This is a genomic window from Streptomyces sp. SID8352, from assembly GCF_009862265.1.
Lineage (GTDB): Bacteria > Actinomycetota > Actinomycetes > Streptomycetales > Streptomycetaceae > Streptomyces.
Window position 1 is genome coordinate 37,658 of sequence record NZ_WWGX01000047.1, and the last position, 23,195, is coordinate 60,852.

At 74.6% G+C, this 23,195-nt stretch carries 23 protein-coding genes; 11 read left to right on the top strand and 12 right to left on the bottom strand.

What is annotated here, in order from left to right; genetic code table 11:
• The first annotated feature begins 119 nt into the window (after positions 1 to 119).
• Positions 120 to 578 (top strand): sec-independent translocase, encoded by a 459-nt coding sequence (locus GTY84_RS17520; protein ID WP_161227226.1) that lies wholly within the window; start codon positions 120 to 122, stop codon positions 576 to 578.
• Positions 579 to 983: 405 nt separating this feature from the next.
• The gene (locus GTY84_RS17525; RefSeq protein WP_161227227.1) at positions 984 to 1,655 is read left to right on the top strand and encodes a hypothetical protein; all 672 of its coding nucleotides are present in this window, start codon (positions 984 to 986) and stop codon (positions 1,653 to 1,655) included.
• Between the two features lie 46 nt (positions 1,656 to 1,701).
• Here GTY84_RS17525 and GTY84_RS17530 read toward each other — a convergent pair whose 3' ends face one another.
• Genes GTY84_RS17530 through GTY84_RS17540 form a run of 3 tightly spaced genes read right to left on the bottom strand, consistent with a single transcriptional unit; the run spans position 1,702 to position 4,755 of the window.
• On the bottom strand, positions 1,702 to 2,835 hold the full coding sequence (locus GTY84_RS17530) for an Mrp/NBP35 family ATP-binding protein (protein ID WP_161227228.1): 1,134 nt from the start codon (positions 2,833 to 2,835) through the stop codon (positions 1,702 to 1,704).
• Positions 2,836 to 2,879: 44 nt separating this feature from the next.
• Positions 2,880 to 3,482 (bottom strand): DUF1003 domain-containing protein, encoded by a 603-nt coding sequence (locus tag GTY84_RS17535; RefSeq protein WP_161227229.1) that lies wholly within the window; start codon positions 3,480 to 3,482, stop codon positions 2,880 to 2,882.
• Positions 3,472 to 4,755, bottom strand: a complete 1,284-nt coding sequence (locus tag GTY84_RS17540) for a CBS domain-containing protein (protein WP_161227230.1) — start codon at positions 4,753 to 4,755, stop codon at positions 3,472 to 3,474. Before GTY84_RS17540 ends, GTY84_RS17535 begins: the two co-directional genes overlap by 11 nt.
• Before the next feature lie 299 nt (positions 4,756 to 5,054).
• Between GTY84_RS17540 and GTY84_RS17545 the strand changes: the two genes are divergently transcribed.
• Positions 5,055 to 5,792 carry a hypothetical protein gene (locus tag GTY84_RS17545; protein ID WP_161227231.1) on the top strand — a complete coding sequence of 246 codons (738 nt, stop codon included), beginning with the start codon at positions 5,055 to 5,057 and terminating at the stop codon, positions 5,790 to 5,792.
• Between the two features lie 247 nt (positions 5,793 to 6,039).
• Here the strand turns inward: GTY84_RS17545 and GTY84_RS17550 are convergent, their stop codons facing one another.
• Both GTY84_RS17550 and GTY84_RS17555 read right to left on the bottom strand, forming a co-directional pair.
• On the bottom strand, positions 6,040 to 6,549 hold the full coding sequence (locus GTY84_RS17550; RefSeq protein ID WP_161227232.1) for a hypothetical protein: 510 nt from the start codon (positions 6,547 to 6,549) through the stop codon (positions 6,040 to 6,042).
• A 24-nt stretch (positions 6,550 to 6,573) separates the two neighbouring features.
• A complete protein-coding gene (locus GTY84_RS17555) occupies positions 6,574 to 7,689 on the bottom strand; it encodes a magnesium and cobalt transport protein CorA (protein ID WP_161227233.1) in 1,116 nt (371 codons plus the stop codon).
• A 519-nt stretch (positions 7,690 to 8,208) separates the two neighbouring features.
• Here GTY84_RS17555 and GTY84_RS17560 point away from each other — a divergent pair.
• The 4 genes from GTY84_RS17560 to GTY84_RS17575 all read left to right on the top strand — a co-directional run bounded on the left by GTY84_RS17560 (position 8,209) and on the right by GTY84_RS17575 (position 11,455).
• Complete coding sequence (locus GTY84_RS17560) at positions 8,209 to 8,805, top strand: suppressor of fused domain protein (protein WP_161227234.1); 597 nt, start codon at positions 8,209 to 8,211, stop codon at positions 8,803 to 8,805.
• 111 nt (positions 8,806 to 8,916) lie between these two features.
• Positions 8,917 to 9,558 carry a DUF6758 family protein gene (locus tag GTY84_RS17565; protein WP_161227235.1) on the top strand — a complete coding sequence of 214 codons (642 nt, stop codon included), beginning with the start codon at positions 8,917 to 8,919 and terminating at the stop codon, positions 9,556 to 9,558.
• 380 nt (positions 9,559 to 9,938) lie between these two features.
• Positions 9,939 to 10,796 carry a PHP domain-containing protein gene (locus GTY84_RS17570; RefSeq protein ID WP_161227236.1) on the top strand — a complete coding sequence of 286 codons (858 nt, stop codon included), beginning with the start codon at positions 9,939 to 9,941 and terminating at the stop codon, positions 10,794 to 10,796.
• 53 nt (positions 10,797 to 10,849) lie between these two features.
• On the top strand, positions 10,850 to 11,455 hold the full coding sequence (locus GTY84_RS17575; RefSeq protein WP_161227237.1) for a MarC family protein: 606 nt from the start codon (positions 10,850 to 10,852) through the stop codon (positions 11,453 to 11,455).
• An 80-nt stretch (positions 11,456 to 11,535) separates the two neighbouring features.
• Here GTY84_RS17575 and GTY84_RS33050 read toward each other — a convergent pair whose 3' ends face one another.
• A complete protein-coding gene (locus GTY84_RS33050; protein WP_202551314.1) occupies positions 11,536 to 11,787 on the bottom strand; it encodes a hypothetical protein in 252 nt (83 codons plus the stop codon).
• A 155-nt stretch (positions 11,788 to 11,942) separates the two neighbouring features.
• Between GTY84_RS33050 and GTY84_RS17580 the strand changes: the two genes are divergently transcribed.
• The gene (locus GTY84_RS17580) at positions 11,943 to 12,839 is read left to right on the top strand and encodes an NYN domain-containing protein (RefSeq protein WP_161227238.1); all 897 of its coding nucleotides are present in this window, start codon (positions 11,943 to 11,945) and stop codon (positions 12,837 to 12,839) included.
• A gap of 210 nt (positions 12,840 to 13,049) precedes the next feature.
• Here the strand turns inward: GTY84_RS17580 and GTY84_RS17585 are convergent, their stop codons facing one another.
• Positions 13,050 to 13,943, bottom strand: coding sequence for an alpha/beta hydrolase (locus GTY84_RS17585; RefSeq protein ID WP_161227239.1), 894 nt, complete (start codon positions 13,941 to 13,943; stop codon positions 13,050 to 13,052).
• 175 nt (positions 13,944 to 14,118) lie between these two features.
• Positions 14,119 to 16,218: a DEAD/DEAH box helicase gene (locus GTY84_RS17590; RefSeq protein WP_237532338.1), complete on the bottom strand. Its 2,100-nt coding sequence runs from the start codon at positions 16,216 to 16,218 to the stop codon at positions 14,119 to 14,121.
• A gap of 489 nt (positions 16,219 to 16,707) precedes the next feature.
• Here GTY84_RS17590 and GTY84_RS17595 point away from each other — a divergent pair, with 489 nt between their 5' ends.
• Positions 16,708 to 17,457: a ferritin-like domain-containing protein gene (locus GTY84_RS17595; RefSeq protein ID WP_161227240.1), complete on the top strand. Its 750-nt coding sequence runs from the start codon at positions 16,708 to 16,710 to the stop codon at positions 17,455 to 17,457.
• A gap of 271 nt (positions 17,458 to 17,728) precedes the next feature.
• Here the strand turns inward: GTY84_RS17595 and GTY84_RS17600 are convergent, their stop codons facing one another.
• The 4 genes from GTY84_RS17600 to GTY84_RS17615 all read right to left on the bottom strand — a co-directional run bounded on the left by GTY84_RS17600 (position 17,729) and on the right by GTY84_RS17615 (position 19,925).
• Positions 17,729 to 18,004, bottom strand: coding sequence for a hypothetical protein (locus GTY84_RS17600; RefSeq protein WP_161227241.1), 276 nt, complete (start codon positions 18,002 to 18,004; stop codon positions 17,729 to 17,731).
• Positions 18,005 to 18,194: 190 nt separating this feature from the next.
• The gene (locus GTY84_RS17605) at positions 18,195 to 18,422 is read right to left on the bottom strand and encodes a DUF3107 domain-containing protein (RefSeq protein ID WP_161227242.1); all 228 of its coding nucleotides are present in this window, start codon (positions 18,420 to 18,422) and stop codon (positions 18,195 to 18,197) included.
• A gap of 310 nt (positions 18,423 to 18,732) precedes the next feature.
• Positions 18,733 to 19,374, bottom strand: coding sequence for a TetR/AcrR family transcriptional regulator (locus GTY84_RS17610; RefSeq protein ID WP_161227243.1), 642 nt, complete (start codon positions 19,372 to 19,374; stop codon positions 18,733 to 18,735).
• 317 nt (positions 19,375 to 19,691) lie between these two features.
• Positions 19,692 to 19,925 (bottom strand): hypothetical protein, encoded by a 234-nt coding sequence (locus GTY84_RS17615; protein WP_161227244.1) that lies wholly within the window; start codon positions 19,923 to 19,925, stop codon positions 19,692 to 19,694.
• Between the two features lie 464 nt (positions 19,926 to 20,389).
• On the opposite strand from GTY84_RS17615, the gene GTY84_RS17620 reads away from it, so the two are divergent.
• Positions 20,390 to 21,412 (top strand): alpha/beta hydrolase, encoded by a 1,023-nt coding sequence (locus GTY84_RS17620; protein WP_161227245.1) that lies wholly within the window; start codon positions 20,390 to 20,392, stop codon positions 21,410 to 21,412.
• A gap of 8 nt (positions 21,413 to 21,420) precedes the next feature.
• Positions 21,421 to 22,995 carry a DUF3152 domain-containing protein gene (locus tag GTY84_RS17625; RefSeq protein ID WP_161227246.1) on the top strand — a complete coding sequence of 525 codons (1,575 nt, stop codon included), beginning with the start codon at positions 21,421 to 21,423 and terminating at the stop codon, positions 22,993 to 22,995.
• Positions 22,996 to 23,195 lie beyond the last annotated feature (200 nt).

Sequence of the window (23,195 nt, forward strand, 5' to 3'; positions counted from 1 at the left end):
GCCGGGCAAACAACACGGAAAGCCTTCGTCCGCACCTGTCCGGCGGGCCGGGGACAGTACCGGACGGGCGGGGTCGGCGGGTACGGTGGTTGCGGCCCGGACATCCCAAGGAGCTTCAGGTGTTCAATGACATAGGCGCACTAGAGCTGGTGACGCTCGTTGTCCTCGCCGTGCTCGTCTTCGGTCCGGACAAGCTCCCCAAGGTCATCCAGGACGTCTCCCGCATGATCCGCAAGGTGCGCGAGTTCTCCGACAGCGCCAAGCAGGACATCCGGCAGGAGCTGGGTCCCGAGTTCAAGGACTTCGAGTTCGAGGACCTCAACCCCAAGACGTTCCTGCGCAAGCAGCTCGACAACGACGAGCTGGGGCTCAAGGAGATCCGCAACGGCTTCGACCTGAAGAAGGAGATGGCCGAGGTCACGGACGCGGTGCACGGCCGCGACGCCGACGCCGCGGGCTCCTCCCCGGGCTCCTCCTCCTCGGACACCGGGACGTCCGGCGGGCGGATCGACATGACCAAGAAGCCCGAGCCCCGGGCCTCCGACGACCGGCCCCCGTTCGACAGCGACGCCACCTGACCCGGCCGCCGTCCGGCACGGACGGCGCCCGGCCCCCCCCCCCCGCCCCCCGGCGGATCGACATGACCAAGAAGCCCGAGCCCCGGGCCTCCGACGACCGGCCCCCGTTCGACAGCGACGCCACCTGACCCGGCCGCCGTCCGGCACGGACGGCGCCCGGCCCGCCCCACCCGCCCCGCGTCGTCCGCACCCCCGCGCTCCCCGCACCGCCGCCGCACGTGACGCGCCTCACACTCCGCACGGGCCCGCGCGCCACCCGAACACGGCGTCCACGCGCCCCGCGCGCCGGACGAGGTCCCGGCCGCCCGCACTCCTGTGGTTATGCTGCCGAGTTGTTGTGCGGAGCGGACGAGTGCGCCCGAAGGGGGGCGGGCCGTCGACGAGAGCGAGGAGGCGTCCGGGCACATGGAGACGACGAGCGCGGCGGTCGCACAGACGCCGTCCGCGGAGGACGGACCAGCGGTCCCCTCCGGCCGGCGGACGGCCGACGGCTATCTGCGGGCGCCCTTCCCCTGGTACGGCCTCGACGAGGCGTTCACGGGCCGGCGCTGGCTGATGCAGGTCGGCACGGCCGCCGACGGAGGGGTCGAGCACGGTTCGATCGGCCACGGCGACGAGCCGTCCGTGCGCAACGAGCACCTGGCCGGGGACGAGCAGGACGCCAAGGAGAAGTTCGCGGTCGTCGTGACCGTGGCCGCCAGCCCCTCCCGGCGCAGCGCCGACGGCACGGGCCTGCTGGAGGCCACCTCGGTCTCCTCGGCGGCCTGGCTGGCGGGCGTGGGGCTGCTGTCGTTCACCTGGCCCGGCCAGATGGACCACTCCCTGCGCGACGACTGGCTGGAGCAGCAGACCGAGACGGCCTGGGTCCTCGCCGACGACCTCGACGGAGCGGACTGGTCCACCCTGTCCCTGCCCGTCGACGGGGTGCCGACCGCCTTCCACTACCGGGAGTCCGCCTTCGGCTGGGTCCTCGCCGGCTCCACGGGACAGGGCGTCCACCTGGGGGCGTACGGCCGGGGCATGAGCGCCTACGGGCTCGCCTTCTCGGTCGTCGGGGACATCGCCGCCTACGCCTGACCGCCGCCCGCCCCGGGACCCGCCCCGGGGCGCACGGACCCGTCGGTCAGAACTTGTTCTTCGGGGTGATCCCCAGGGACAGTCCCGACAGCCCGCGCTGCCGTCCGCCCAGCTTGCCCGCGATGGAGCGCAGCGCCGCGCCCGCCGGGGAGGCGGCGTCGGACAGCACGACCGGCGTGCCCTCGTCACCGCCCTCGCGCAGCCGCACGTCGATCGGGATGGAGCCGAGCACCGGCACGGTCGCGCCGGTGGTGCGTGTCAGGCCGTCCGCGACCATCTGGCCGCCGCCGGTGCCGAACACGTCGACCATCTCGCCGCAGTGCGGGCAGGGCAGGCCCGACATGTTCTCGACCACGCCGACGATCTTCTGATGGGTCTGCACCGCGATGGCGCCGGCCCGCTCGGCCACCTCGGCCGCCGCCTGCTGCGGCGTGGTCACCACCAGGATCTCCGCGTTCGGCACGAGCTGCGCCACGGAGATCGCGATGTCGCCGGTGCCGGGCGGAAGGTCCAGCAGCAGCACGTCCAGGTCGCCCCAGTACACGTCCGCGAGGAACTGCTGGAGCGCGCGGTGCAGCATCGGGCCGCGCCAGACCACCGGCGCGTTGCCCGGGGTGAACATGCCGATGGAGATGACCTTCACGCCGTGCGCCGAGGGCGGCATGATCATGTTCTCGACCTGGGTCGGCCGCCCGTCGGCGCCGAGCATGCGCGGCACCGAGTGGCCGTAGATGTCGGCGTCCACGACACCGACCTTCAGCCCGTCGGCCGCCATCGCCGCCGCCAGGTTCACCGTCACCGACGACTTGCCGACGCCGCCCTTGCCGGACGCCACCGCGTACACCCGGGTGAGGTTGCCGGGCTTGGCGAACGGCACCTCGCGCTCGGCCTGGCCGCCGCGCAACGCGGTGGCCAGCTCCCGACGCTGCTCGTCGCTCATCACGTCCAGCTCGACGTCGACGCGCGTGACGCCGTCCACCCGGGCGACGGCGTCCCGCACGCCCTGGGTGATCGTCTCCCGCATCGGACAGCCGGAGACCGTCAGGTACACGGCGACCGCGACCGCTCCGTCCGCGCCGATGTCCACCGATTTGACCATTCCCAGCTCGGTGATGGGCCGGTTGATCTCGGGGTCGTTCACCGTCGCCAGTGCCTCGCGCACCGCGTCTTCCGTAGCCATGGCTACGATGGTACGGCTCCCGCCGCGGAGGGTGGGAAGCCCCGTCACCGCTCGTGCGGATCCCTTCCGGCGGACCGCTCGGCGGGTGCCGCGCCGTCCTGGCCGCGGTGGCCGTCCGACCGCTCCTCCAGCTCCCTGAACAGATCCTGGAGCTCCGAGCGGATCCAGTCCCGGGTCGCCACCTCGCCTAGACCGATGCGCAGGGCGGCGATCTCCCGCGTGAGGTACTCGGTGTCCGCGATCGACCGTTCGTTCTGCTTGCGGTCCTGCTCCAGGTTGACCCGGTCCCGGTCGTCCTGCCGGTTCTGCGCCAGCAGGATCAGCGGCGCCGCGTAGGAGGCCTGGAGGGACAGGGCCAGCGTCAGGAAGATGAACGGGTACTCGTCGAACCGCAGCCCGCCCGGGGCCGCCACGTTCCACAGCACCCACAGGATGATGACGACCGTCATCCAGACGATGAACCGCCCGGTGCCCAGGAAGCGGGCCACGCGCTCCGAGAGGCGGCCGAAGGACTCCGGGTCCCACTCGGGCAGGAAGCGCCGGCGGGGCGGACGCGGCTGGTCCAGCCGGGCACCGCGCGGCCGGGAGGCCGCCGTGGCCCCGGCGGGCACCCGCTCGCGGCCCGTCGTCTCGCGCTCAGGCCCCATCGGCGCCCACCTCCTCGTCCAGGTGGTACTCGGTCTCCCGCCAGTCCTCGGGCAGCATGTGGTCCAGGACGTCGTCCACGGTGACCGCGCCCAGCAGCGCCCCGGACTCGTCCACCACCGGCGCCGCCACCATGTCGTACGTGGCGAAGAAGCCGGCGACCACCGGCAGCGCGGCGTCCGGCTCCAGGGGCTGGAGGTCGTCGTCGATGATCGAGCCGACCTGGGTGTAGGGCGGATCGCGCAGCAGCCGCTGGAAGTGCACCGTCCCCAGGTACTTGCCGGTCGGCGTCTCGTCGGGCGGGCGGCAGACGTAGACCTGCGCGGCGTGCGCCGGGGAGAGGTCGGGGTTGCGGATGCGGGCCAGGGCGTCGGCGACGGTCGCGTCGGGCCGCAGCACGATGGGCTCGGTCGTCATCAGACCGCCGGCGGTGTGCTCCTCGTACGCCATCAGCCGCCGCATGTCGGCCGCGTCGGCGGGCTTCATCAGGCTCAGCAGCCGCTCCTTGTCCACCTCGGGCAGCTCACCGAGCAGGTCGGCGGCGTCGTCCGGGTCCATCGCCTCCAGGACGTCGGCGGCGCGCTGCTCGGCGAGCTTGCCGAGGATCTCGATCTGGTCGTCCTCGGGCAGCTCCTCCAGCACATCGGCCAGCCGGTCGTCGTCGAGGGCGGCGGCGACCTCGGCGCGGCGCTTGGCGGACAGATGGTGCAGGACGTTGGCGAGGTCGGCGGGGCGGAGCTGCTCGAAGGTGGCGAGCAGGTTCTCGGCGCCCTGTCCGTGCTCCTCCAGGGAGAAGCCGGTCACCCCGGACCACTCGACGGTCAGCGTCTCGCCCCGGGCCCGGCGGAAGGCGCCGCCCTTCCTGCCCCGGCGGACGAAGACCTTGTCGATCTCCCACTCCCGGCGGGCGGGGAGCTGGCGCACCGACAGGTCCAGGACGGTGACCTCCTCGCCGGTGTCGATCAGGGTGACCCGGCGGTCCAGGAGCTCGCCGAAGACGAGGCGCTCGGTGGGCCGTTGCTCGAACCGGCGGACGTTGACCACGCCGGTGGTGATGACCTGGCCGGACTCGACCCCGGTGACCCGGGTCATGGGAAGGAAGATCCGGCGGCGGTTGGAGAGTTCGACGACCAGGCCGAGCACGCGCGGGGGCTTGCGGCCGACCCGGAACATGACGACCAGATCGCGCACCCGGCCCACCTGGTCGCCGGCCGGGTCGAAGACGGCGATGCCGGAGAGGTGGGAGACGAAGATCCGGGGGGCGCCCGCTGCCATGGCCGCGGCTCCTTTTCGTGCGTTCGTGGTCGGTGGGGGCTGTCGCGTACCGCGTCGTACCGCGTCCCTCCAGGGTTGCCCGCTCCGACGGGCTTCAGGCTAGCCCGTCGCGAACCGGACCGCCCGGGTGGCCTGGTCCGGACGGACCGGCTCCGCCCGGTGCCCGCCCGCCCGGTACGCTGCCGTACGCCGCGCGGGCCCCGGGCCCGGTCCCGGCGGTCCCGGCCGGTCCGCGCCCGGCGGCGCCCCGCCGTCCGCCGCCCTCCCGACGGCCGCCCGTCCGCTCAGAAAGGCCCTCCGTGACTGCGACATCCCGGCGCCGAATCCGCAGGGCCGCCGTGCTGGGCACGCTGTGCGCCGCACTGGCCGGGGCGGGGCTGACGGGCTGCGGGGGCGGTGAGGACCCGGACGCGGGGACCAACGGCGTGGGGAAGCTCCCGGCCGCCGAGATCCACACCAAGGCCCGCGCCGCGGCCCGCGCCGCGGGGACGGTGCGGCTGCACGGGACGGTGGAGGCCGGCGGCGCCACCTACACCCTCGACATGCGGCTGAGGTCCGACGGCGGCACCGGGTCGGTGGCCGCGAAGGGGGCGACCTTCCGGCTGCTGCGGATCGGCGACCAGCTCTACCTCAAGGCCGACGCCGGCTTCTGGACCCATGACGGGGGCGACGAGTCGGCGGCCGGGAAGCTGGCCGACAAGTACGTGAAGGTGCCCCAGGGCGACCCGGCCTACCAGCGGTTCAGCGGCTTCACGGACAAGGACCAACTGCTCGACGGGCTGCTGACCCTGCACGGCACGGTGGACAAGGACGGCCGCCACGAGCAGGGCGGCGTCCGGACCGTCCGCATCACCGGCGACCGGGGCGACGGCGGCTCGCTGGACGTCTCCCTGGAGGGCACCTCCTACCCGCTGCGTCTGGTCCGCGCGGGCCGGGCGGGCACCCTCGGCCTCTCCGACTGGAACAAGCCGTTCCCCCTGGAGGAACCCGCCGAGGCGGACACCTTGGACTACGGCAAGCAGCTCCCCACGACCTGACACGACGTCCGGGCGGGGCGCCCGCGGCCCCGGCGCTCCACGGGCCGTGGCGAGCACCCGCACGGCGCACGGCGCCCAGGTCCTCTCCGGTTCACGCCCCGGCGCGCACGGTCACCGGGCCCCGGCTCCCCACGGCCCGCCCGTACGGCGCCTCATCCCGTGCCGCGCCCGCGCCCCGCCCGCGCCCCGCCCGGTCCCACGGCGCTCCCGCGCCCCGGCGGGCTAGCGGCGCCCGCGCCCCGGCGGCCTAACCGCGCCCGCGCCGCCGCAGCAGGCGGGGCAGTCCGGCCGGAACGGGCTCGCGGGTGGTGGCCGGGGTCGGCAGCGGGGGGACGGCCAGCGCGTCCGTCGGCAGGGCGGTGGTGGCACCGGTCGGCTCCAGGCGCAGCACCCGGCACTCACGGGCCCAGCGGGCGGTCATCGCCTCTCCGTCGGGGGCGTTGAGCCGTTTGCCCTTCAGCTCCGCCACGGCCGCCTCCCACTCCTCGCTGCCGGGGGCCCGCTCCACCACCCGGGCCGTCCAGGAGACCAGCCGGCCGCCCTTGTCCTTGCTGCGCACCGTGACCTCGGCACCGTCCCCGTCGGCCAGGCCCGGCAGCGGCTGCTCGCCGGGGCCGTCGCCGACGACGCAGGCGGCGCCGTCGTGCCAGACGTGCCACAGCGGCCGGGCGGCCGTCCCGGGCCCCCTGACCCAGATGAGGCCGGACTTCTTGGTGGCCTCCTCGACGAGGGCCGGGTCGAGCAGCTCGGTTGTCATGCCGTCAGCCTATCGAGGGGCCGGTCACAGCCAGCCGTTGCGCTTGAGCGTGCGGTGGATGCCCAGGCAGATGCCCACGATGACGGTGAGTGCCACCGGGTAGCTGTAGCGCCAGCGCAGCTCCGGCATGTACTCGAAGTTCATCCCGTACACCCCGCACACCATCGTGGGCACGGCGATGATGGCGGCCCAGGAGGTGATCTTGCGCATGTCCTCGTTCTGCGCGACCGACGCCTGGGCGAGGTTGGCCTGGAGGATGGAGTTGAGCAGTTCGTCGAAGCCGGTGACCTGCTCCTGGACCCGGGCCACGTGGTCGGCGACGTCCCGGAAGTACTTCTGGATCTCCGGGTCGACCAGCCGCATGGGCCGCTCGCTGAGGAGCTGCATGGGCCGCAGCAGCGGCGCCACCGCCCGCTTGAACTCCAGCACCTCGCGCTTGAGCTGGTAGATGCGCCCGGCGTCGGTGCCGCGCGGGGTGCCCTTGCGGCCCGGCGAGAACACCTCCGTCTCGACCTCGTCGATGTCGAGCTGCACGGCGTCGGCGACCGCGATGTAGCCGTCCACGACATGGTCGGCGATGGCGTGCAGCACCGCGGACGGGCCCTTGACGAGCAGTTGCGGGTCCTCCTCCAGCCGGTGCCGCAGCGTCCGCAGCGAGCCCTGGCCGCCGTGCCGGACGGTGATGAGGAAGTCCCGTCCGGTGAAGCACATGACCTCGCCGGTCTCGACGACCTCGCTGTTGGGGCTCACCTGGTCGTGGTCGAGGTAGTGGACGGTCTTGAAGACGGTGAACAGGGAGTCGTCGTAGCGCTCCAGCTTGGGCCGCTGGTGGGCCTGGACGGCGTCCTCCACGGCCAGCGGGTGCAGCCCGAACTCCCGGGCGATGCCGGCGAACTCGTCCTCGGTCGGCTCGTGCAGCCCGATCCACACGAAGCCGCCGTCGCGGCGCACCTGGCGCAGCGCGCGGTGCGGGCTCAGCGGCTCCTCGGCGGGCACCCGGCGGCCGTCGCGGTAGACGGCGCAGTCGACGACGGCGGAGGCGGTCCCCGGATCGCGGTCGGGGTCGCAGGCGCCGCCGCCCCGGTGCGGGGTGACGCGGGACGGGCGGACCGCGGCGCGCAGGTCACGGATCATCGACATGACGGGCTCCTTCGCGACAGGCAGCGAGCGTGCCGGCGGCGGGTGGAACCACCCGGAATGAGGACGTCCTGTCCACGCGTGTGCGGCGCGTCCACAAAGCGGGGGGCACCGCACCGTCGCGGTGGCCGGCTTCACTGCTGATTCAGCTGCTGTTGCGGGCAGACGGATCAGGCAATACGAGACGGAATGCTCTTCCGTGGAAGGGCGCGCGAACGCGGGGCGGCGACGGGAGGAACCGGGGCGGGCGAATCCGGGGCTGTCGCGTCAGCGGCGGGAAGAGCGAGTGGTACTGCACGGTCGACTTCGGTCCATGCCGCCCACCTCCTCCGGCCGGTCCCCCGTGGGGGACGATCCATCCCCCCGTGTTTGAGGGGGTTCCCCGTAGGGGAGTGTTCACAGGGTCGGGAGCTCGATCGCGACGCTTCTGCGTGCTGCCCCGAACCGCTGGGTCACAGTACCAGTCACCCGGCGTGTCAAGGTGACGCTTTGCCACATCCTGACGAGACCTATGCTCGCCGCATGGTTGACGTTCTTCCTCTGGTCGAGACCCGGTTGCGCACCGCGCTGGGCGAACCGGACGCGCGCGCGGCGGTCACCTTCCTCGGCGCCGACCGCGTCGAGGTCCTGCGCTTCCCGGCCGCCGCGCCGGAGGGCGCCCTCGTCCGCTACGCCACGCTCGGCATGTCCGCGCAGCCCATGGCGGACCCCACGGCGATGGTGGCCGACCCGGTCGCGGGCCCCCGCGCCGAGCTGGTCCTCTCCGTCCGGGCCGGGGCGGCCGACACCGACCGGGTGCTCCGCCCGCTCGCCGTGCTCGCCGCGTCCCCCCAGGTGGAGGGGGTGGTCGTGGCTCCCGGTGCGTCGCTGGACGTGGGGGAGCCGCTGTGGCCGGGCGCCCCCTTCACCTCGGTGCTGGTGGCCGAGCCGGGCGGCCTGGTCGAGGACCTGGCGCTGGAGGCCCCGCTGGACCCGGTCCGGTTCCTGCCGCTGCTGCCGATGACGCCCAACGAGGCGGCCTGGAAGCGCGTGCACGGCGGGCAGGCCCTCCAGGAGCGCTGGCTGACCCACGGAACGGATCTGCGCGACCCGCTGCGGGCGGGGGTCACGCTGGAGTGACGCATCTCACGGGCGGCTTCCCGGCACCGCGCGCGGGCCCCGGGGCCGCCCCCGTGCCGGATGGGTGATCGTCCTTGACGCGCGCGGGCCGGGGTAGGACCGTGGGGCCCTATGAGGGGCGAACCCAGTTGCCCGAAGTGCGGTGGCCGGGTCAGGGCTCCCGGACTCTTCCGTGATTCCTGGCAGTGCGCCGTCCACGGGACCGTCCATCCGGTGCAGCCCGTGATACCGCCCGGCGTCGAGGCGCTCGGCGTCGTGGTGCACCGCACCCGGGTGCCCGTGTGGATGCCGTGGCCGCTGCCGGTCGGCTGGCTGTTCACCGGTGTGGCCTGCGCGGGCGACGACCGCAGCGGCGGCCGGGCCACCGCCGTGGCCTGCTCGGGACCGGGTCCGCTCGGCGGCCCGGGCGAGCTGATCCTGGTGGCCGAGGAACTCGGCGTCGGTCTCGGCGCCCGCTACGCCGGGCTCGACGCCCCCGACCCGGGCCCGTACCTGGACGTCGGCAGGCCCCCGGAGACCAAGGTGCTGGCGGCCGGCCGCCCCACCCCCCTCTGGAACGTCACCGGCGCCCCGCCGGACCGCGCCGTCTTCGCCGGGGAGGCCCTCGGGATATGGCTCTGGGCCGTCGTCTGGCCCGAGCGGTCGGGGCCGCTGATGTACGACGAACTGGTGCTGACCGATCTGCGGGACGCCGGGGCCGAGGTGGAACTGGTGCCGTGCGGGGCGCTGTCGCCCCGGCTGCTCCAGCCGTAGCCCCGCCACCGCCACCGGGCCGTGGCCCCTGCCGGGTCCGGTGGGGTTCGCGCCAGGGTTCCGGGTGTGGTCCTGCCCGGGGCGCCCGGTCGGGGCGCCCGCTCGTGGCACCGCCGGGTCCGGTCGCGGTCCGGCCTCCGGCGCGGTGGCCCGGCCGGGAGGCGGTGCGGGACGGCCGACCCGGCCGGGACCGCCGCCGGTCCGGAGGGACCGGCCGGAGGAAACGGTGGCGCGGCCCGCGGCCCGCGGCCCGCGCCGCCGGGGGGACCGCGGTGGCCGGTAGGGGGCGCACCTCGGCTTCGGGGGTGACCGGGGGGCCGGGATCTCCGGTTATCCTGAAGCGTCCCCGTCCGCCCCCGTCACCGCCTGGAGTCAGCGTCGTGCGCATCGATCTGCACACCCACTCCACCGCGTCCGACGGCACGGACACCCCCGCCGAGCTGGTGCGCAACGCCGCCGCGGCGGGCTTGGACGTCGTCGCGCTCACCGACCACGACACCACCCGGGGCCACGCCGAGGCGATCGCCGCGCTGCCCGAGGGGCTGACCCTGGTCACCGGCGCCGAGCTGTCCTGCCGCCTCGACGGCGTCAGCATGCACATGCTCGCCTACCTCTTCGACCCCGAGGAGCCCGCCCTGCTCGCCGAGCGCGAGCTGGTCCGGGACGACCGGGTGCCCCGTGCCCGAGCCATGGTCGCCAGGCTCAACGAGCTGGGTGTGCCGGTCACCTGGGAGCAGGTGGCCCGGATCGCCGGGGACGGCTCGGTCGGCCGCCCGCACGTGGCGTCCGCGCTGGTCGAGCTGGGCGTCGTGGCCACGGTGAACGACGCCTTCACCGCCGACTGGCTGGCCGACGGGGGCCGGGCCCATGTGGAGAAGCACGAGACCGACCCCTTCGAGGCCATCCGGCTGATCAAGGGCGCGGGCGGCGTCGCCGTCTTCGCCCACCCGGGCGCCGCCAAGCGGGGCCGCACGGTGCCGGAGTCCGCGATAGCCGGGCTGGCCGCCGCCGGTCTGGACGGCATCGAGGTCGACCACATGGACCACGACGCCCCGACCCGCTCCCGGCTCCGGGGCCTCGCCGGGGAGCTGGGGCTCCTGGTGACCGGGTCCAGCGACTACCACGGCAGCCGGAAGACCTGTGTGCCCGGCGAGTACACCACCGACCCCGAGGTGTACGGCGAGATCACCCGGCGGGCGTTCGGCGCGTTCCCCGTGCCCGGAGCCGGCGGGGCCTGAGCACCCGCCCGCGCCCGCCCCCTTCCCTCCTCCGCAAGGCCAGTAGCACAACCATGTTCGACGTCGCCGTCTTCGGCTCCCTCTTCCTCACCCTGTTCGTCATCATGGATCCCCCCGGGATCACCCCGATCTTCCTCGCGCTCACCGCCGGACGGCCCGCCAAGGTCCAGCGGCGGATGGCGTTCCAGGCGGTCTGCGTGGCGGGCGGGGTCATCACCGTCTTCGGACTGCTCGGGCACCAGATCCTCGCCTACTTGCACGTGTCAGTGCCCGCGCTGATGATCGCGGGCGGACTGCTGCTCCTGCTGATCGCCCTGGACCTGCTCACCGGCAAGACCGACGAGCCGAAGCAGACCAAGGACGTCAACGTCGCCCTCGTGCCGCTGGGCATGCCGCTGCTGGCCGGGCCCGGCGCCATCGTGTCGGTCATCCTGGCGGTGCAGAAGGCCGACAGCGTGGCGACGCAGGTGTCGGTGTGGACCGCGATCCTCGCCATCCACGTCGTGCTCTGGCTGGTCATGCGGTACTCGCTGCTGATCATCCGGGTCATCAAGGACGGCGGCGTGGTGCTGGTGACCCGGCTGGCCGGGATGATGCTCTCCGCCATCGCCGTGCAGCAGATCATCAACGGCGTCACCCAGGTCGTCCGGGGCGGCTGACCCCGGCCCGGCACGGCAACGGGGCCCCCGCGCGGCGTCGACCGCGCCTGGGGCCCCGGACATCGTGCAGAGGTTGCGCGCTACAAGGCCGAGCCGTCGGCGGGGCGGATCCACAGGCGCTGCCCTATGGCGGCGGCCTGCTGGACGATCCGGTTGACGGAGGCGGCGTCCACGACGGTGGTGTCCACGGGGCTGCCGTCGACGTCGTCGAGTCGCATCACTTCGAAGTGCATGGCCTCTCCCTTGATCTGGTCATCCTCCTGAGGAGAACTACTTGGCGGGGCTCCCGGGTCGTCGGTGCCCGGGTCGCCACAGGGATCAACGAGCTGCATGATGCAAACATTCCCTACGCTAAGGAAATTTTTCAACCATCTAATTACCGACCGGTAAATCACCTTCGGTGATCATGCTGTTTCGGCAGGTGTTCCACACAAGACTGACCGGGACCGGTTGTGTTCGTACAGTGACCGCCGGGACAATGGAGGCGATGAACGACGACCTCGCCCCCCTCAGCGCCCGGATCGACCAGACCAACGAGCTGCTGCGGCGCGTCCTCGCCGAGGTGGCGAGGACTCCCTCCACGCACGCGATCTTCGTCGACGCCGGGTACCTCTACGCGGCCGCCGGGCGGCTCGCGGCGGGCACCGAGGACCGCAGGTCCTTCGACCTGGACACCGAGGGGCTGATCGAGGCGCTCATCGACCGGGCCCGCTCCGTCTTCGCCGACAGCCGGCTGCTCCGCCTCTACTGGTACGACGGTGCCCGGCGCCGCATCCACACCACCGAGCAGCAGTCCATCGCGGAACTCCCCGACGTCAAGGTGCGGCTCGGCAACCTCAATGCCAACAACCAGCAGAAGGGCGTCGACTCGCTGATCCGCACCGACCTGGAGTCCCTCGCCCGGCACCGCGCTATCAGCGACGCGGCCCTGCTCGGCGGCGACGAGGACCTCGTCCCGGCGGTCGAGGCGGCCCAGGGCTACGGCGCCCGCGTGCACCTCTGGGGCGTCGAGGCGCCCGAGGGCCGCAACCAGGCCGAGCCCCTGCTCTGGGAGGTCGACAGCCAGCGCACCTTCGACCTGGACTTCTTCAAGCCCTACGTCTCCCGCCGCACCACCCAGCCCCACGACGCCACCGGCACGGACCGGCCCACCCGCGAGGACGTGCGCTTCGTCGGTGCCCGGATCGCCGCCACCTGGCTGTCGGCCCGGGGGCGCGAGGCCCTGGTGGAGCTGCTCCCCGGCCACCCCTATCTGCCCGGCCCCGTCGACCAGGACCTCCTGGTGGAGGCGGAGGGCCTGCTCCAGTACTCGCTGCGCGGCCACGCGGACCTGCGCCGCGCCCTGCGGGACGGCTTCTGGGAGCATCTCCAGGCGCAGTACTGAGAGGGCCTGCCCGGCAGCGCGCGGGGCCGTGCGGGGGCGTGCCGGGTCGCGGCGCGCCGTCCGGTGCGCGGGCTCCGGCCGCGGCGGCCGGAGGGCCGGGACGGCCCATCGCGGCCGGTCACCCGGCCCGCGACGGAGGCCGCCCGCGCGGGCCCGCGACGGCGTTCGGCCGTGGAGGCCGCCCGCGCCGACCGGCCCCGAGGACCCGGTCTACGGCGTCCGGGGCGGGCGTCCCGCGCCGATGTCGTCCCAGAAGCCGGCCAGGGCGTCGGCGGTCGGCTCCGGCCGGTCGGTGTTGGGGGAGTGCCCCGCCCCGGCGACGACGGTCCGGCGCGCGCCCAGGCGCACGGCCATGTCGTCCAGCGACGGCACGGGCCAGGTGTCGTCCTCCTCCCCGGACACCACGTGGCAGGGCAGCCCCGTGGCGGCCAGCTCGGCCACCCGGTCCGGCTCCGTGCACAACTGCCGCCCCGTGGCGATCAGTTGCGCCGGTGCCGTGCCGATCCAGCGTTCGCGCAGCCGCCCGGGCTCACCGGCGGTGCCGGGGGCGGGGTCGCCGATCTCCTCCGGCGGCTCCAGAGCCTGGATGACGTCCCAGACGGCGGCCATCGTCATGATGCCGAGCGCGTCCCGGAGCAGCTTCACGCGCTGCCGCTGCGAGACGGAGATCTGCGCCGGGCCGGAGGACATCAGCGTGAGCGAGACGAAGGGAGCGGGGTCGAGCAGCACGGCCGCCCGGGCGATCTGGCCGCCGAGCGAGTGCCCCAGCAGATGCGCGGGCGGGCCGAGCGCGTCGGCCAGCGCGAGCACGTCCCGGGCCAGCTCCTCCTGGGCGTAGGCCGACTCGTCGTGCTCGGGCCCGCCGGTCTCGTACTGCCCCCGCCCGTCCACCGCGACCGTGCGGTAGCCGCGGGCTCCGAGCGGTCCGTGCAGCAGGGTGAAGTCCTCCTTGCTCCCCGTGAAGCCGGGCAGCATCAGCACCGTCCCCCGGGGTCCGGCACCGGCCGCCGGGGGCGAGTCGACGACGGCGAAGGCGCCGCGCGCGGTGCGCAGGCGGTGGGCGCGGGCATCGGGGGGCGGGGCGAAGACGGCGTTCCTGCTCACGCGGCGAGCGTAGCCGGGCCGAGCGGTGATCACCGGGGGAGGACGGTGCCGGGCGGGGCGGTTCGGGTGCCGGGCGGGGCGGGCGCGGGCCGGTGCGCCGGACGGGAAGGCCGACGGCCCGGCCCCGCTGGGTGGCGGGACCGGGCCGACGGTGTGGGTGCGCGGGCGGCGCGGATCAGCTCTCGACCGGCTCCGCGGGCTGCGCGACGGCCGCGGCCGTCTTCCGGGTGCGGCGCGCCTTCGGCTTCTCCTCGGCAGCGTCGGCGGGGGCCTCGGCGGCCGCGGCGGTCTTCCGGGTCCGGCGCCGGGGGGCGGTCTCCGGCTCCTGGGCGGCCTGGGCGGGGATGTCGGCCGGGGCCTCGGTGGCCGTCTCGGCGCCGGCCGTGGCCTTGCGGGTGCGGCGGCGGGGCTTGGCCTCGGTGCCTTCGGCGGTGTCCACGGCCGTCTCGGCGGCTTCGGCCGCCTTGGTGGCCGCGGTCTTCCGCGTCCGGCGCGGCTTGGCCTCCTCGGCCGCCGCCTCCGGGGCCTCGACGGTGTCGACGGCGGCCTCGGCGGCCGTCGCCGTCTTCCGGGTCCGGCGGCGCGGCTTCTCGGCGGGCTCCTCCGCCACAGGAGCGAGGGGCGCCACCGGAGCGGGCTCCAGGACGGCCTCGGCGGCCACCGGGGCGGTCTCCGCCACGGCGGTCACCGGCTCGGCCGCCTCCACGGCCCCCCGGGTCCGGCGGCGGCGAGGCGCGGCCGGGGCCTCGGCGGCCTCGGGAGCGGTGCCCTCCGCGGTCGCGACGGCGGCCTCGGCCTCCGGCGCCGTCCCGGCGGCCACCTGCTGCTGCGGGGCGTCGCCGGCACGGGTACGGCGGCGGCGGCGCGGGGTGCGGGCGGCCTGGGCGGCGCCCTCGGTTCCGGCGACGTCGGCACCGCCGGTCACGGTCTCGGGCGCGGTCTGCCCGGCCGCCTCCGCGTCCACCGGGGCCCCGCCGCGCATCCGGCGGCGGCGGCGCGGCGTCCGCGCGGGGCGCTCACGCTCGGCGGGGCGGGACTCCTCCCGGCCGCCGCGGCCGCCGCGGCCACGGCCGGTCCGGCCGCCCGGCTCGCCCAGGTCCTCCAGCTCCTCGGCGTCCAGCCCGGCGCGGGTGCGCTCCGAGCGCGGCAGGACGCCCTTGGTGCCCGCCGGGATGTCCAGGTCGGCGTAGAGGTGCGGGGAGGTGGAGTACGTCTCCGGCGGGTCGTTGAAGTCGAGCTGGAGCGCCTTGTTGATGAGCTGCCAGCGGGGGATGTCGTCCCAGTCGACGAGGGTGATCGCCGTACCCTTGGCGCCCGCGCGGCCGGTGCGGCCGATGCGGTGCAAGTACGTCTTCTCCTCTTCCGGCGACTGGTAGTTGATGACGTGGGTCACACCCTCGACGTCGATGCCGCGGGCGGCGACGTCGGTGCAGACGAGCACGTCGACCTTGCCGTTGCGGAAGGCGCGCAGCGCCTGCTCGCGCGCGCCCTGGCCGAGGTCGCCGTGGACGGCGCCGGAGGCGAAGCCGCGCCGCTGGAGCTGCTCGGCGATGTCGGCGGCGGTCCGCTTGGTGCGGCAGAAGACCATGGCCAGCCCGCGGCCCTCGGCCTGCAGTATGCGCGAGACCATCTCGGGCTTGTCCATGTTGTGCGCGCGGTAGACGAACTGCTTGATGTTCGCGACCGTGGCGCCCTCGTCGTCCGGCGCGGTGGCGCGGATGTGCGTGGGCTGCGACATGTAGCGGCGGGCGAGGCCGATGACCGCGCCCGGCATGGTCGCCGAGAACAGCATGGTCTGGCGGCGGGCCGGCAGCAGGTTGATGATCTTCTCGACGTCGGGCAGGAAGCCCAGGTCGAGCATCTCGTCCGCCTCGTCGAGGACCAGGCACTTGACGTGCTTCAGGTTGAGCTTCTTCTGGCCCGCCAGGTCGATCAGCCGGCCCGGGGTGCCGACGACCACGTCGACGCCCTTCCTCAGCGTCTCCACCTGGGGCTCGTAGGCCCGGCCGCCGTAGATCGCGGTGACGCGCACGTTGCGCACCTTGCCCGCGGTCAGGAGGTCGTTGGTGACCTGCTGGCACAGCTCGCGCGTCGGGACGACGACGAGGGCCTGCGGGGTGTCGGTGACGGCCTCGGGAGCGGCGCGGCCGGCCTCGACGTCGGCGGGGACGGTGACCCGCTCGAGGAGCGGGAGCCCGAAGCCGAGCGTCTTGCCGGTGCCGGTCTTGGCCTGGCCGATGACGTCCGTGCCCGACAGGGCCACGGGGAGCGTCATCTCCTGGATGGGGAAGGGGTTCACGATGCCGACGGCCTCAAGGGCCTCGGCGGTCTCGGGGAGGATTCCGAGGGAACGGAACGTCGTAGTCAGGGTGCTGCCTCTTCTGTGTGCGCGGTGCGAGGCGAGCGCGGGGGTCGTGCCGGACCGGGCCGGGGACGTCGGCCGCCTGGTGTGGCGAGCCCTGGGACACGGGACCTCTGCCGACGCTCTAGCGCTCGTACCGCTGAGGGTCCCCCTCCGGAGCCCGTACGCAGTCCGTACGGATGGAGGGCTGTCGGGTCGGAGCCGATCGGGCCACCGACCGGGCATCCTCATGCGTGCGGCCCGACGAAGACGTCACGTACCCGTACGTCACATACTCGGCAGGCGCTTTACCACCATACCCCGGATTGACGCACATGCGATGGCCGATTCGGTCACGTAGTCGTTCTCACACTGGTTGACCAGCGCCTTACCGGGGGCGGGGAGCGGGCTATTGTGCGCTCCATGACGAGCTCTGACAAGCCTGGCAAGGCCGCCGACGCCACTCCCCCCGAACGCACCGGGGTCGCCGCCCGGGACTGGGCGACGGCCGCCGCCGACCCGCAGTACCGCGCCGCGGTCGTCGACCTGCTGGGCGCCCTCGCGTACGGCGAGCTGGCGGCGTTCGAACGGCTCGCGGAGGACGCCAAGCTGGCGCCGACGCTGGCGGACAAGGCGGAGCTGGCGAAGATGGCCTCGGCGGAGTTCCACCACTTCGAGCGGCTGCGCGACCGGCTGGCCGGGATCGGCGAGGAGCCGACCGCCGCCATGGAGCCCTTCGTGGCCGCCTACGACGGCTTCCACAAGCAGACGGACCCCTCGGACTGGCTGGAGGGGCTCGTCAAGGCCTACGTCGGGGACTCCATCGCCAGCGACTTCTACCGCGAGGTCGCCGCCCGGCTCGACTCGGACACCCGGGAGCTGGTGCTGGCCGTGCTCGACGACACCGGGCACGCCGGTTTCGCCGTGGAGAAGGTGCGCGCGGCCATCGACGCCGACCCCCGCCTCGGCGGGCGGCTGGCGCTGTGGGCGCGGCGGCTGATGGGCGAGGCGCTCTCGCAGTCCCAGCGGGTGGTCGCGGACCGGGACGCGCTGTCGACGATGCTCGTGGGCGGGGTCGCGGACGGCTTCGACCTCGCGGAGGTCGGCCGGATGTTCTCCCGGATCACCGAGGCGCACACCAAGCGGATGGCGGCGCTGGGGCTCGCGGCCTGACCTCCCGCACCGGCCCGACGTCCTGCCCCGCCCGACGTCCTGCCCCGGCCCGGCGAGCTCGCCCCGGCCGCCGGCGCTCCCGGAGCCGGGCGCTGCCGAGTCCGGCCCGGAGCCCGCGCCGGGCGGGAGGGGCCCGGAAGGGCCGCTCAGAAGGGTGCGGGGAGTGCTCGGGGACGGTACGGGGAGTGTGCTCCCGGGAGGCTGGGCCGGGCGGGAGGGGCAGCGCCCGGCGCCCGGACCGGGAGCCGACGGGGTCCGGAGGGCCCGGGAGTCAGGCGGTGGTGGCCGACGAGCCGCGGCGCAGGCCCCGGTCGGGGCGCAGCAGCAGCGACAGCGAGGCCGCCGAGACCACCGCCGCGCCCAGCAGCGCCGGAAGCGGGCCGCCCGCGCCGAGCGCGCTGTGGGTGACCAGGGCCCCGAACAGGGCCCCGGCGAGGCCGGTGGCGAGGACGAGGAGCCGGGCGGGCAGGCGGTGCGGCAGACGGTGCAGGGCGGCCCCCGCGAACGCGAGGCCGAGGATCACGGCGCCGAGCACTTCCAAGATCATGTCGGGGTCCCTCCCACATGGCCGGTCTGCCCGGAAAGCCGTCGGTCACAGCACTGTCCGATCTACCCGCGGCCCGTGGAACACAACCCTCCTCCTGTGTGCCCCCTGTGCGCTCTCAGTGAACGCGAGGGCCCGGCGGCCATGGCCGCCGGGCCCTCGCTCATACGTCCTGCGACGCGCCGCCCGCGGGCTACAGCGCGCCGAAGCCCACCTTGCGGGGGCTGGGCTCGCCGATCTCCACGTAGGCGAGGCGGTCGGCCGGGACCAGGACCTTGCGGCCGTGCTCGTCCACGAGGCTCAGCAGCCGCGCTGTGCCGTCCAGCGCCTCGGCCACGACGCGCTCGACCTCCTCGGCGCTCTGACCGCTCTCCAGAACGATCTCGCGGGGTGCGTGCTGCACGCCGATCTTGACCTCCACGGCCTATGTCCCTCCGACGGTCAGTGGTGCGCGACCTTACGCGCCGTACCCAGCACACATTAACCCGGTGAGGGGACGTACACCGCGCGTCCCTGAACGCCGGTAGCGAACAGGGTGGCCGGGTGTTCCGCGGGCGCGCGGGCGCGAGCCCGGCGGCGGACGGTGGCCGCGCCGGGCGCGGGGCCGGGGCGCGGGCCCGGGTGGGGCGGCGCCCCCGGGCCGGGTGCCGGACGAACGGGGTACCGAGCGGCCGGGGCGCGGGTCCGGGCCTCGGGGTCCGGGTCTGGGGGGTGTGCCCGTCCGCCCCGGCTCAGTGCTGCTCGGTGCCGTGCAGCGGGAAGCCCGCGATGCCCCGCCAGGCCAGCGAGGCCAGCAACTGCACCGCCTGGTCGCGCGGCACGCTCCGGTCGCTGTGCAGCCAGGAGCGGGCCACCACCTGGGCCAGTCCGCCCAGGCCGGAGGCGAGCAGCATCGACTCCGCGCGCGAGAGACCGGTGTCCTCCGCGATGACCTCGCAGATCGCCTCGGCGCACTCGTTCGTGACCTTGTCGACGCGCTCGCGCACGGCGGGCTCGTTCGTCAGGTCCGACTCGAAGACCAGGCGGAAGGCGCCCCCGTCGTCCTCGATGTACGCGAAATAGGCGTCCATGGTGGCCCGGACGCGCTGCTTGTTGTCCGTCGTGGACGCCAGGGCGCCCCGCACGGACTGGATCAGGGCCTCGCAGTGCTGGTCCAGCAGGGCCAGGTAGAGGTCCAGCTTGCCCGGGAAGTGCTGGTAGAGGACCGGCTTGCTGACACCGGCCCGTTCCGCGATGTCGTCCATCGCGGCCGAGTGGTACCCCTGGGCCACGAAGACTTCCTGAGCGGCGCCCAGCAGTTGGTTGCGCCGCGCTCGGCGGGGAAGGCGTGTGCCCCGCGGGCGTACCGCCTCTGTCTGCTCGATGGCTGTCACGCCGCCTCCCATGATTGTCCGTGTGCGGGTGTGGGCCGCGCCGTCATCGTACTTTTCGGTAACCGCGGTGCGCGCGGTGCGAGCGCAGAATTTCACGGACCGGACGGTGAGGAAAGCCGTGCGATGCGTTTCAAAGGCGCCCGGAGCGGGCAACACCCTGCCCTTCTCCTGCTCACGGACGTTTCCGCGTCCCGTTCCGGTGCGATCCCGGGCGGTGTCCGGGTCTCGCGGCGGTCCGGCCCGGTGCGGGGCAGCGCGGTGCCGCCGGGCGGGCCCGGGTGACAGGGGTCACCGGAGCGGCGGTCCGGCGCCGGGGCTCAGCGGTAGTCGTCCTCGTGGTGCGAGACGACCCGGCGCTGCTCCGCCACGTCGGCCTCGTCCGCCTCGCGTGTCCGCCCCCGCTCTCCGCCGGCCCGCGGGTCGTCCTGCTCCGGAGCGAGGTCGGCGCGCTGCTCGGCCGTGTCGGCGGCGGGCGCCTCGACATCGAGTTCCGGCTCCTCCGGCCGCTCGTCGTCCTCGAAGGTCTCCGGATCGGTGGGATCGACGGCCATGGATGGGCTCCCTTCCTATGAACGTCCCTGAATCCAGGGTCCACCCGCGGGTGCCCGTACTTCGAGCCTAGGAGACACCCGATTCCCGCGCCACGCGCCGCCGCCCCGGCGTACTCCCGGACGACGGGACGTTTCCCCGCCGGAGGCCCACGGGGGACGCGGTCGCGGCGGGTCGGCCTTCCCGTCCAGGGCCGGAGTTCCCCCTCGCGGCCGGTGTCTCCCGTACCGGACCCGGGCGCTGGCTCACCCGGCACGTGCGTCCACACCGCGCGCACTCCCGCACGCCCCGTGCGTCCACCCCACGCGCCCCGTGCGTCCACCCCGCGCTCCCGTCGCACTCCCGGGCCCGTCCCGCGGGCCCCCCGCGCCCCCTGGAGCGGCGTCCGCCCCACCTCGCGGCACCGTGTCCCCCTTGTGACGGCGAACACACGAAGCCGTGCGTGATCGTCTCGTAACATTGCCGCATGTCTTCGACCGAGCCGCCCTCCGCGCCGTCCGCCACCGTGCTGCCGAGGGTCGCGGCCGTCCGGGCGGCGCGGGGCGAGCGGCTCCGGTCGGTCCACCTGCCGGGGCTCACCCTGACCGTGCGTTCGCGCAGGCCGGGGCGGGAGGGGCTGCCGCCCGCCCTCTACGTCCACGGGCTGGGCGGCTCCTCGCAGAACTGGTCGGCGCTGATGCCCCTGCTCGACGACGTCGTCGCGGGCGAGGCGGTGGATCTGCCGGGCTTCGGGGACTCCCCGCCCCCGGACGACGGCGACTACTCGGTCACCGGGCACGCCCGCGCGGTCGTCCGCCACCTCGACGCCGCGGGCCGGGGCCCCGTCCACCTCTTCGGCAACTCGCTCGGCGGCGCCGTCGCCACCCGGGTCGCCGCCGCGCGGCCCGACCTCGTGCGGACACTGACCCTGGTCTCGCCCGCCATGCCGGAGATCCGCGTGCAGCGCGGCGCCGTGCCCACGGGGCTGCTGGCGGTGCCCGGGGTGGCGGTCCTGTTCACCCGGCTCACCAGCGACTGGACCCCCGAGCAGCGGGTCCGCGGGGCGATGGCCCTCTGCTACGGCGATCCCGGGCGGGTGACGCCGGACGCCTTCCGTGCCGCCGTGGAGGAGATGGAACGGCGGCTGCGGCTGCCGTACTTCTGGGACGCGATGACGCGGTCCACCCGCGGGCTCGTCAACGCGTACACGGTGGGCGGCCAGCACGGGCTGTGGCGCCAGGCGGAACGGGTGCTCGCCCCCACCCTCCTGGTCTACGGTGGACGCGATCAGCTCGTCGGCTACCGCATGGCCCGCCGGGCGGTCCGCGCCTTCCGCGAGTCCCGGCTGCTGACTCTGCCGGACGCGGGGCACGTGGCGATGATGGAATACCCGGACAGCGTGGCCACCGCCTTCCGCGAACTCCTCGCGGACACCGGGCGGTCGGCGCCGGACACCGGGATCGGCGGGGCGACCGGGGACGAGGCCGCCGATCAGAGCAGAGGAGGCTGAGGCGCGACGTGGGACGCCACAGCCGCCGTGGACCCGCCCCCAGGGGCGACGGCGCGGAGAACCCCGCGCCACGCGAGGGCCGTTCCGGCGCGCCGGGCCGCCGAAGGGCGAACGGACCGGCGGCGGGCGGCGGAACGGCGGCACCGGCCGACGGGACACCCGCCCAAGGGGTTCCCCGGGTACGCGGACGCGGAGCCCCGCGCCCGACCGACGGCACCCCGGCCCACGGCACGCCCCTCCCTCCCGACGGCACCCCCGCGCGGGGAGTTCCGCGCCTCCCCGACGGCACCCCGGCCCATGGATCGCCCCGCCTCCCCGACGGCACCCCCGCGCACGGCGTGCCCCGGTACGCCGACGGAGGCACCCCCGCCCAGGGCGCGCCGCAGGCCCGCGGAAGCCATCCGGAGCAACGTGAACCGGGCGGCGGCTGGGGCGAGTTGAGGGGGCGTACGACGGCCGGCACCGGCTGCGCCACGCCCGCGGGACCGCCTCCCGGCGCCCTCGACCGCCCCGGCCCGCCCACCGCCCCCGGCCTTCCGCTGCCCCGGCAGCGCCGGTCGCGGGACCTTCCGGGCGGGCCCCGGCAGGAGTACCTGGACGCCTTCGGCGCCGATGACGACGACGAGGACGACGTCTTCGCCGTCCGCCCCCCGCGCCCCGCCCCCGGGGGAGGCGCGGAACCGCGGCCGGCCGCCGACGGCGCCTCCGGTGACGGCACCGGCGACGGCGGGGTCGTGACCGTCGGAGAGGCGCCGCCCGGCGGTGGACCCGCGCCCGGCCGGGGCGGCAGGGGCCGGACCTTCACCGGCGTCGCCGCGGCGGCCGTCACCACGGTGCTGGCCGTCGTCGTGGCCGGCCAGGTCGCCGAGGGGCCGAGGAGCGGCCCGGTGGGTGCCCCGGCCGTCGGCGACCAGGTGCGGGGCGGTCATGACAGCGCCTCGCGGACCGACACCCGCCCGACGCCCTCCCGCTCCCCGGCGCCCCTGACTTACGAGCAGAAGATGAACCGCACCTATCCCCTCGCCGCCGACCTCAAGGGCTCGATGGAGTTCGAGACCGTCCCCGGCGGCGACAAGGCGCCCGGGCGGGGGCGCAAGTACACCTACCGGGTGGACATCGAGCGCGGACTCGGCCTGGACGGGGCGCTGTTCGCCCAGGCCGTGCAGAAGACCCTCAACGACGACCGGAGCTGGGCCCACGACGGCGCCCGTACCTTCGAACGCGTCCAGTCCGGCGAACCGGACTTCGTGATCACCCTGGCCAGCCCGGGGACGACCGCCGCCTGGTGCGCCAAGTCCGGGCTCGACACCAGCGTCGACAACGTCTCGTGCGACTCCGCCTCCACCGAGCGGGTCATGATCAACGCCTATCGGTGGGCCCAGGGCTCGACGACCTACGGCGACCGCATCCACGCCTACCGGCAGATGCTCATCAACCACGAGGTCGGCCACCGCATCGGCCACAACCACGTGAGCTGCGACACGGACGGCCAGCTCGCCCCGGTCATGCAGCAGCAGACCAAGTTCCTCGACCACGACGGCATCCGCTGCCGCCCCAACCCCTGGGCCTACCCCACGGGTTGAGGAACCGGCCCGGCGCGGGGCCGCGCGCTCCCCGGCGCGCGCCCGTTCATGACGTTCGGTGACCGATCGATCCCATAGCGCGACGGAACGTGTCCCGTGCGGGAAAGTTACGACCGTTCACCCCTTTTGGTGGCGCGACGGACAACCGTCCGCCGCGCCACCCGCTCGTCCGCATACGTTCGTCCCGCTGCGAGCCGCTG

Bases quoted from the DNA above. Each gene is read 5' to 3' on its own strand.
- GTY84_RS17565 (WP_161227235.1), top strand. From the start codon at position 8,917: ATGAGGGGCGAACCCAGTTGCCCGAAGTGCGGTGGCCGGGTCAGGGCT.
- GTY84_RS17595 (WP_161227240.1), top strand. From the start codon at position 16,708: ATGACGAGCTCTGACAAGCCTGGCAAGGCCGCCGACGCCACTCCCCCC.
- GTY84_RS17615 (WP_161227244.1), bottom strand. From the start codon at position 19,925: ATGGCCGTCGATCCCACCGATCCGGAGACCTTCGAGGACGACGAGCGG.
- GTY84_RS17530 (WP_161227228.1), bottom strand. From the start codon at position 2,835: ATGGCTACGGAAGACGCGGTGCGCGAGGCACTGGCGACGGTGAACGAC.
- GTY84_RS17620 (WP_161227245.1), top strand. From the start codon at position 20,390: ATGTCTTCGACCGAGCCGCCCTCCGCGCCGTCCGCCACCGTGCTGCCG.
- GTY84_RS17535 (WP_161227229.1), bottom strand. From the start codon at position 3,482: ATGGGGCCTGAGCGCGAGACGACGGGCCGCGAGCGGGTGCCCGCCGGG.
- GTY84_RS17600 (WP_161227241.1), bottom strand. From the start codon at position 18,004: ATGATCTTGGAAGTGCTCGGCGCCGTGATCCTCGGCCTCGCGTTCGCG.
- GTY84_RS17560 (WP_161227234.1), top strand. From the start codon at position 8,209: ATGGTTGACGTTCTTCCTCTGGTCGAGACCCGGTTGCGCACCGCGCTG.
- GTY84_RS17580 (WP_161227238.1), top strand. From the start codon at position 11,943: ATGAACGACGACCTCGCCCCCCTCAGCGCCCGGATCGACCAGACCAAC.
- GTY84_RS17540 (WP_161227230.1), bottom strand. From the start codon at position 4,755: ATGGCAGCGGGCGCCCCCCGGATCTTCGTCTCCCACCTCTCCGGCATC.
- GTY84_RS17575 (WP_161227237.1), top strand. From the start codon at position 10,850: ATGTTCGACGTCGCCGTCTTCGGCTCCCTCTTCCTCACCCTGTTCGTC.
- GTY84_RS17555 (WP_161227233.1), bottom strand. From the start codon at position 7,689: ATGTCGATGATCCGTGACCTGCGCGCCGCGGTCCGCCCGTCCCGCGTC.
- GTY84_RS17525 (WP_161227227.1), top strand. From the start codon at position 984: ATGGAGACGACGAGCGCGGCGGTCGCACAGACGCCGTCCGCGGAGGAC.
- GTY84_RS33050 (WP_202551314.1), bottom strand. From the start codon at position 11,787: ATGCAGCTCGTTGATCCCTGTGGCGACCCGGGCACCGACGACCCGGGA.
- GTY84_RS17590 (WP_237532338.1), bottom strand. From the start codon at position 16,218: ATGACGCTCCCCGTGGCCCTGTCGGGCACGGACGTCATCGGCCAGGCC.
- GTY84_RS17550 (WP_161227232.1), bottom strand. From the start codon at position 6,549: ATGACAACCGAGCTGCTCGACCCGGCCCTCGTCGAGGAGGCCACCAAG.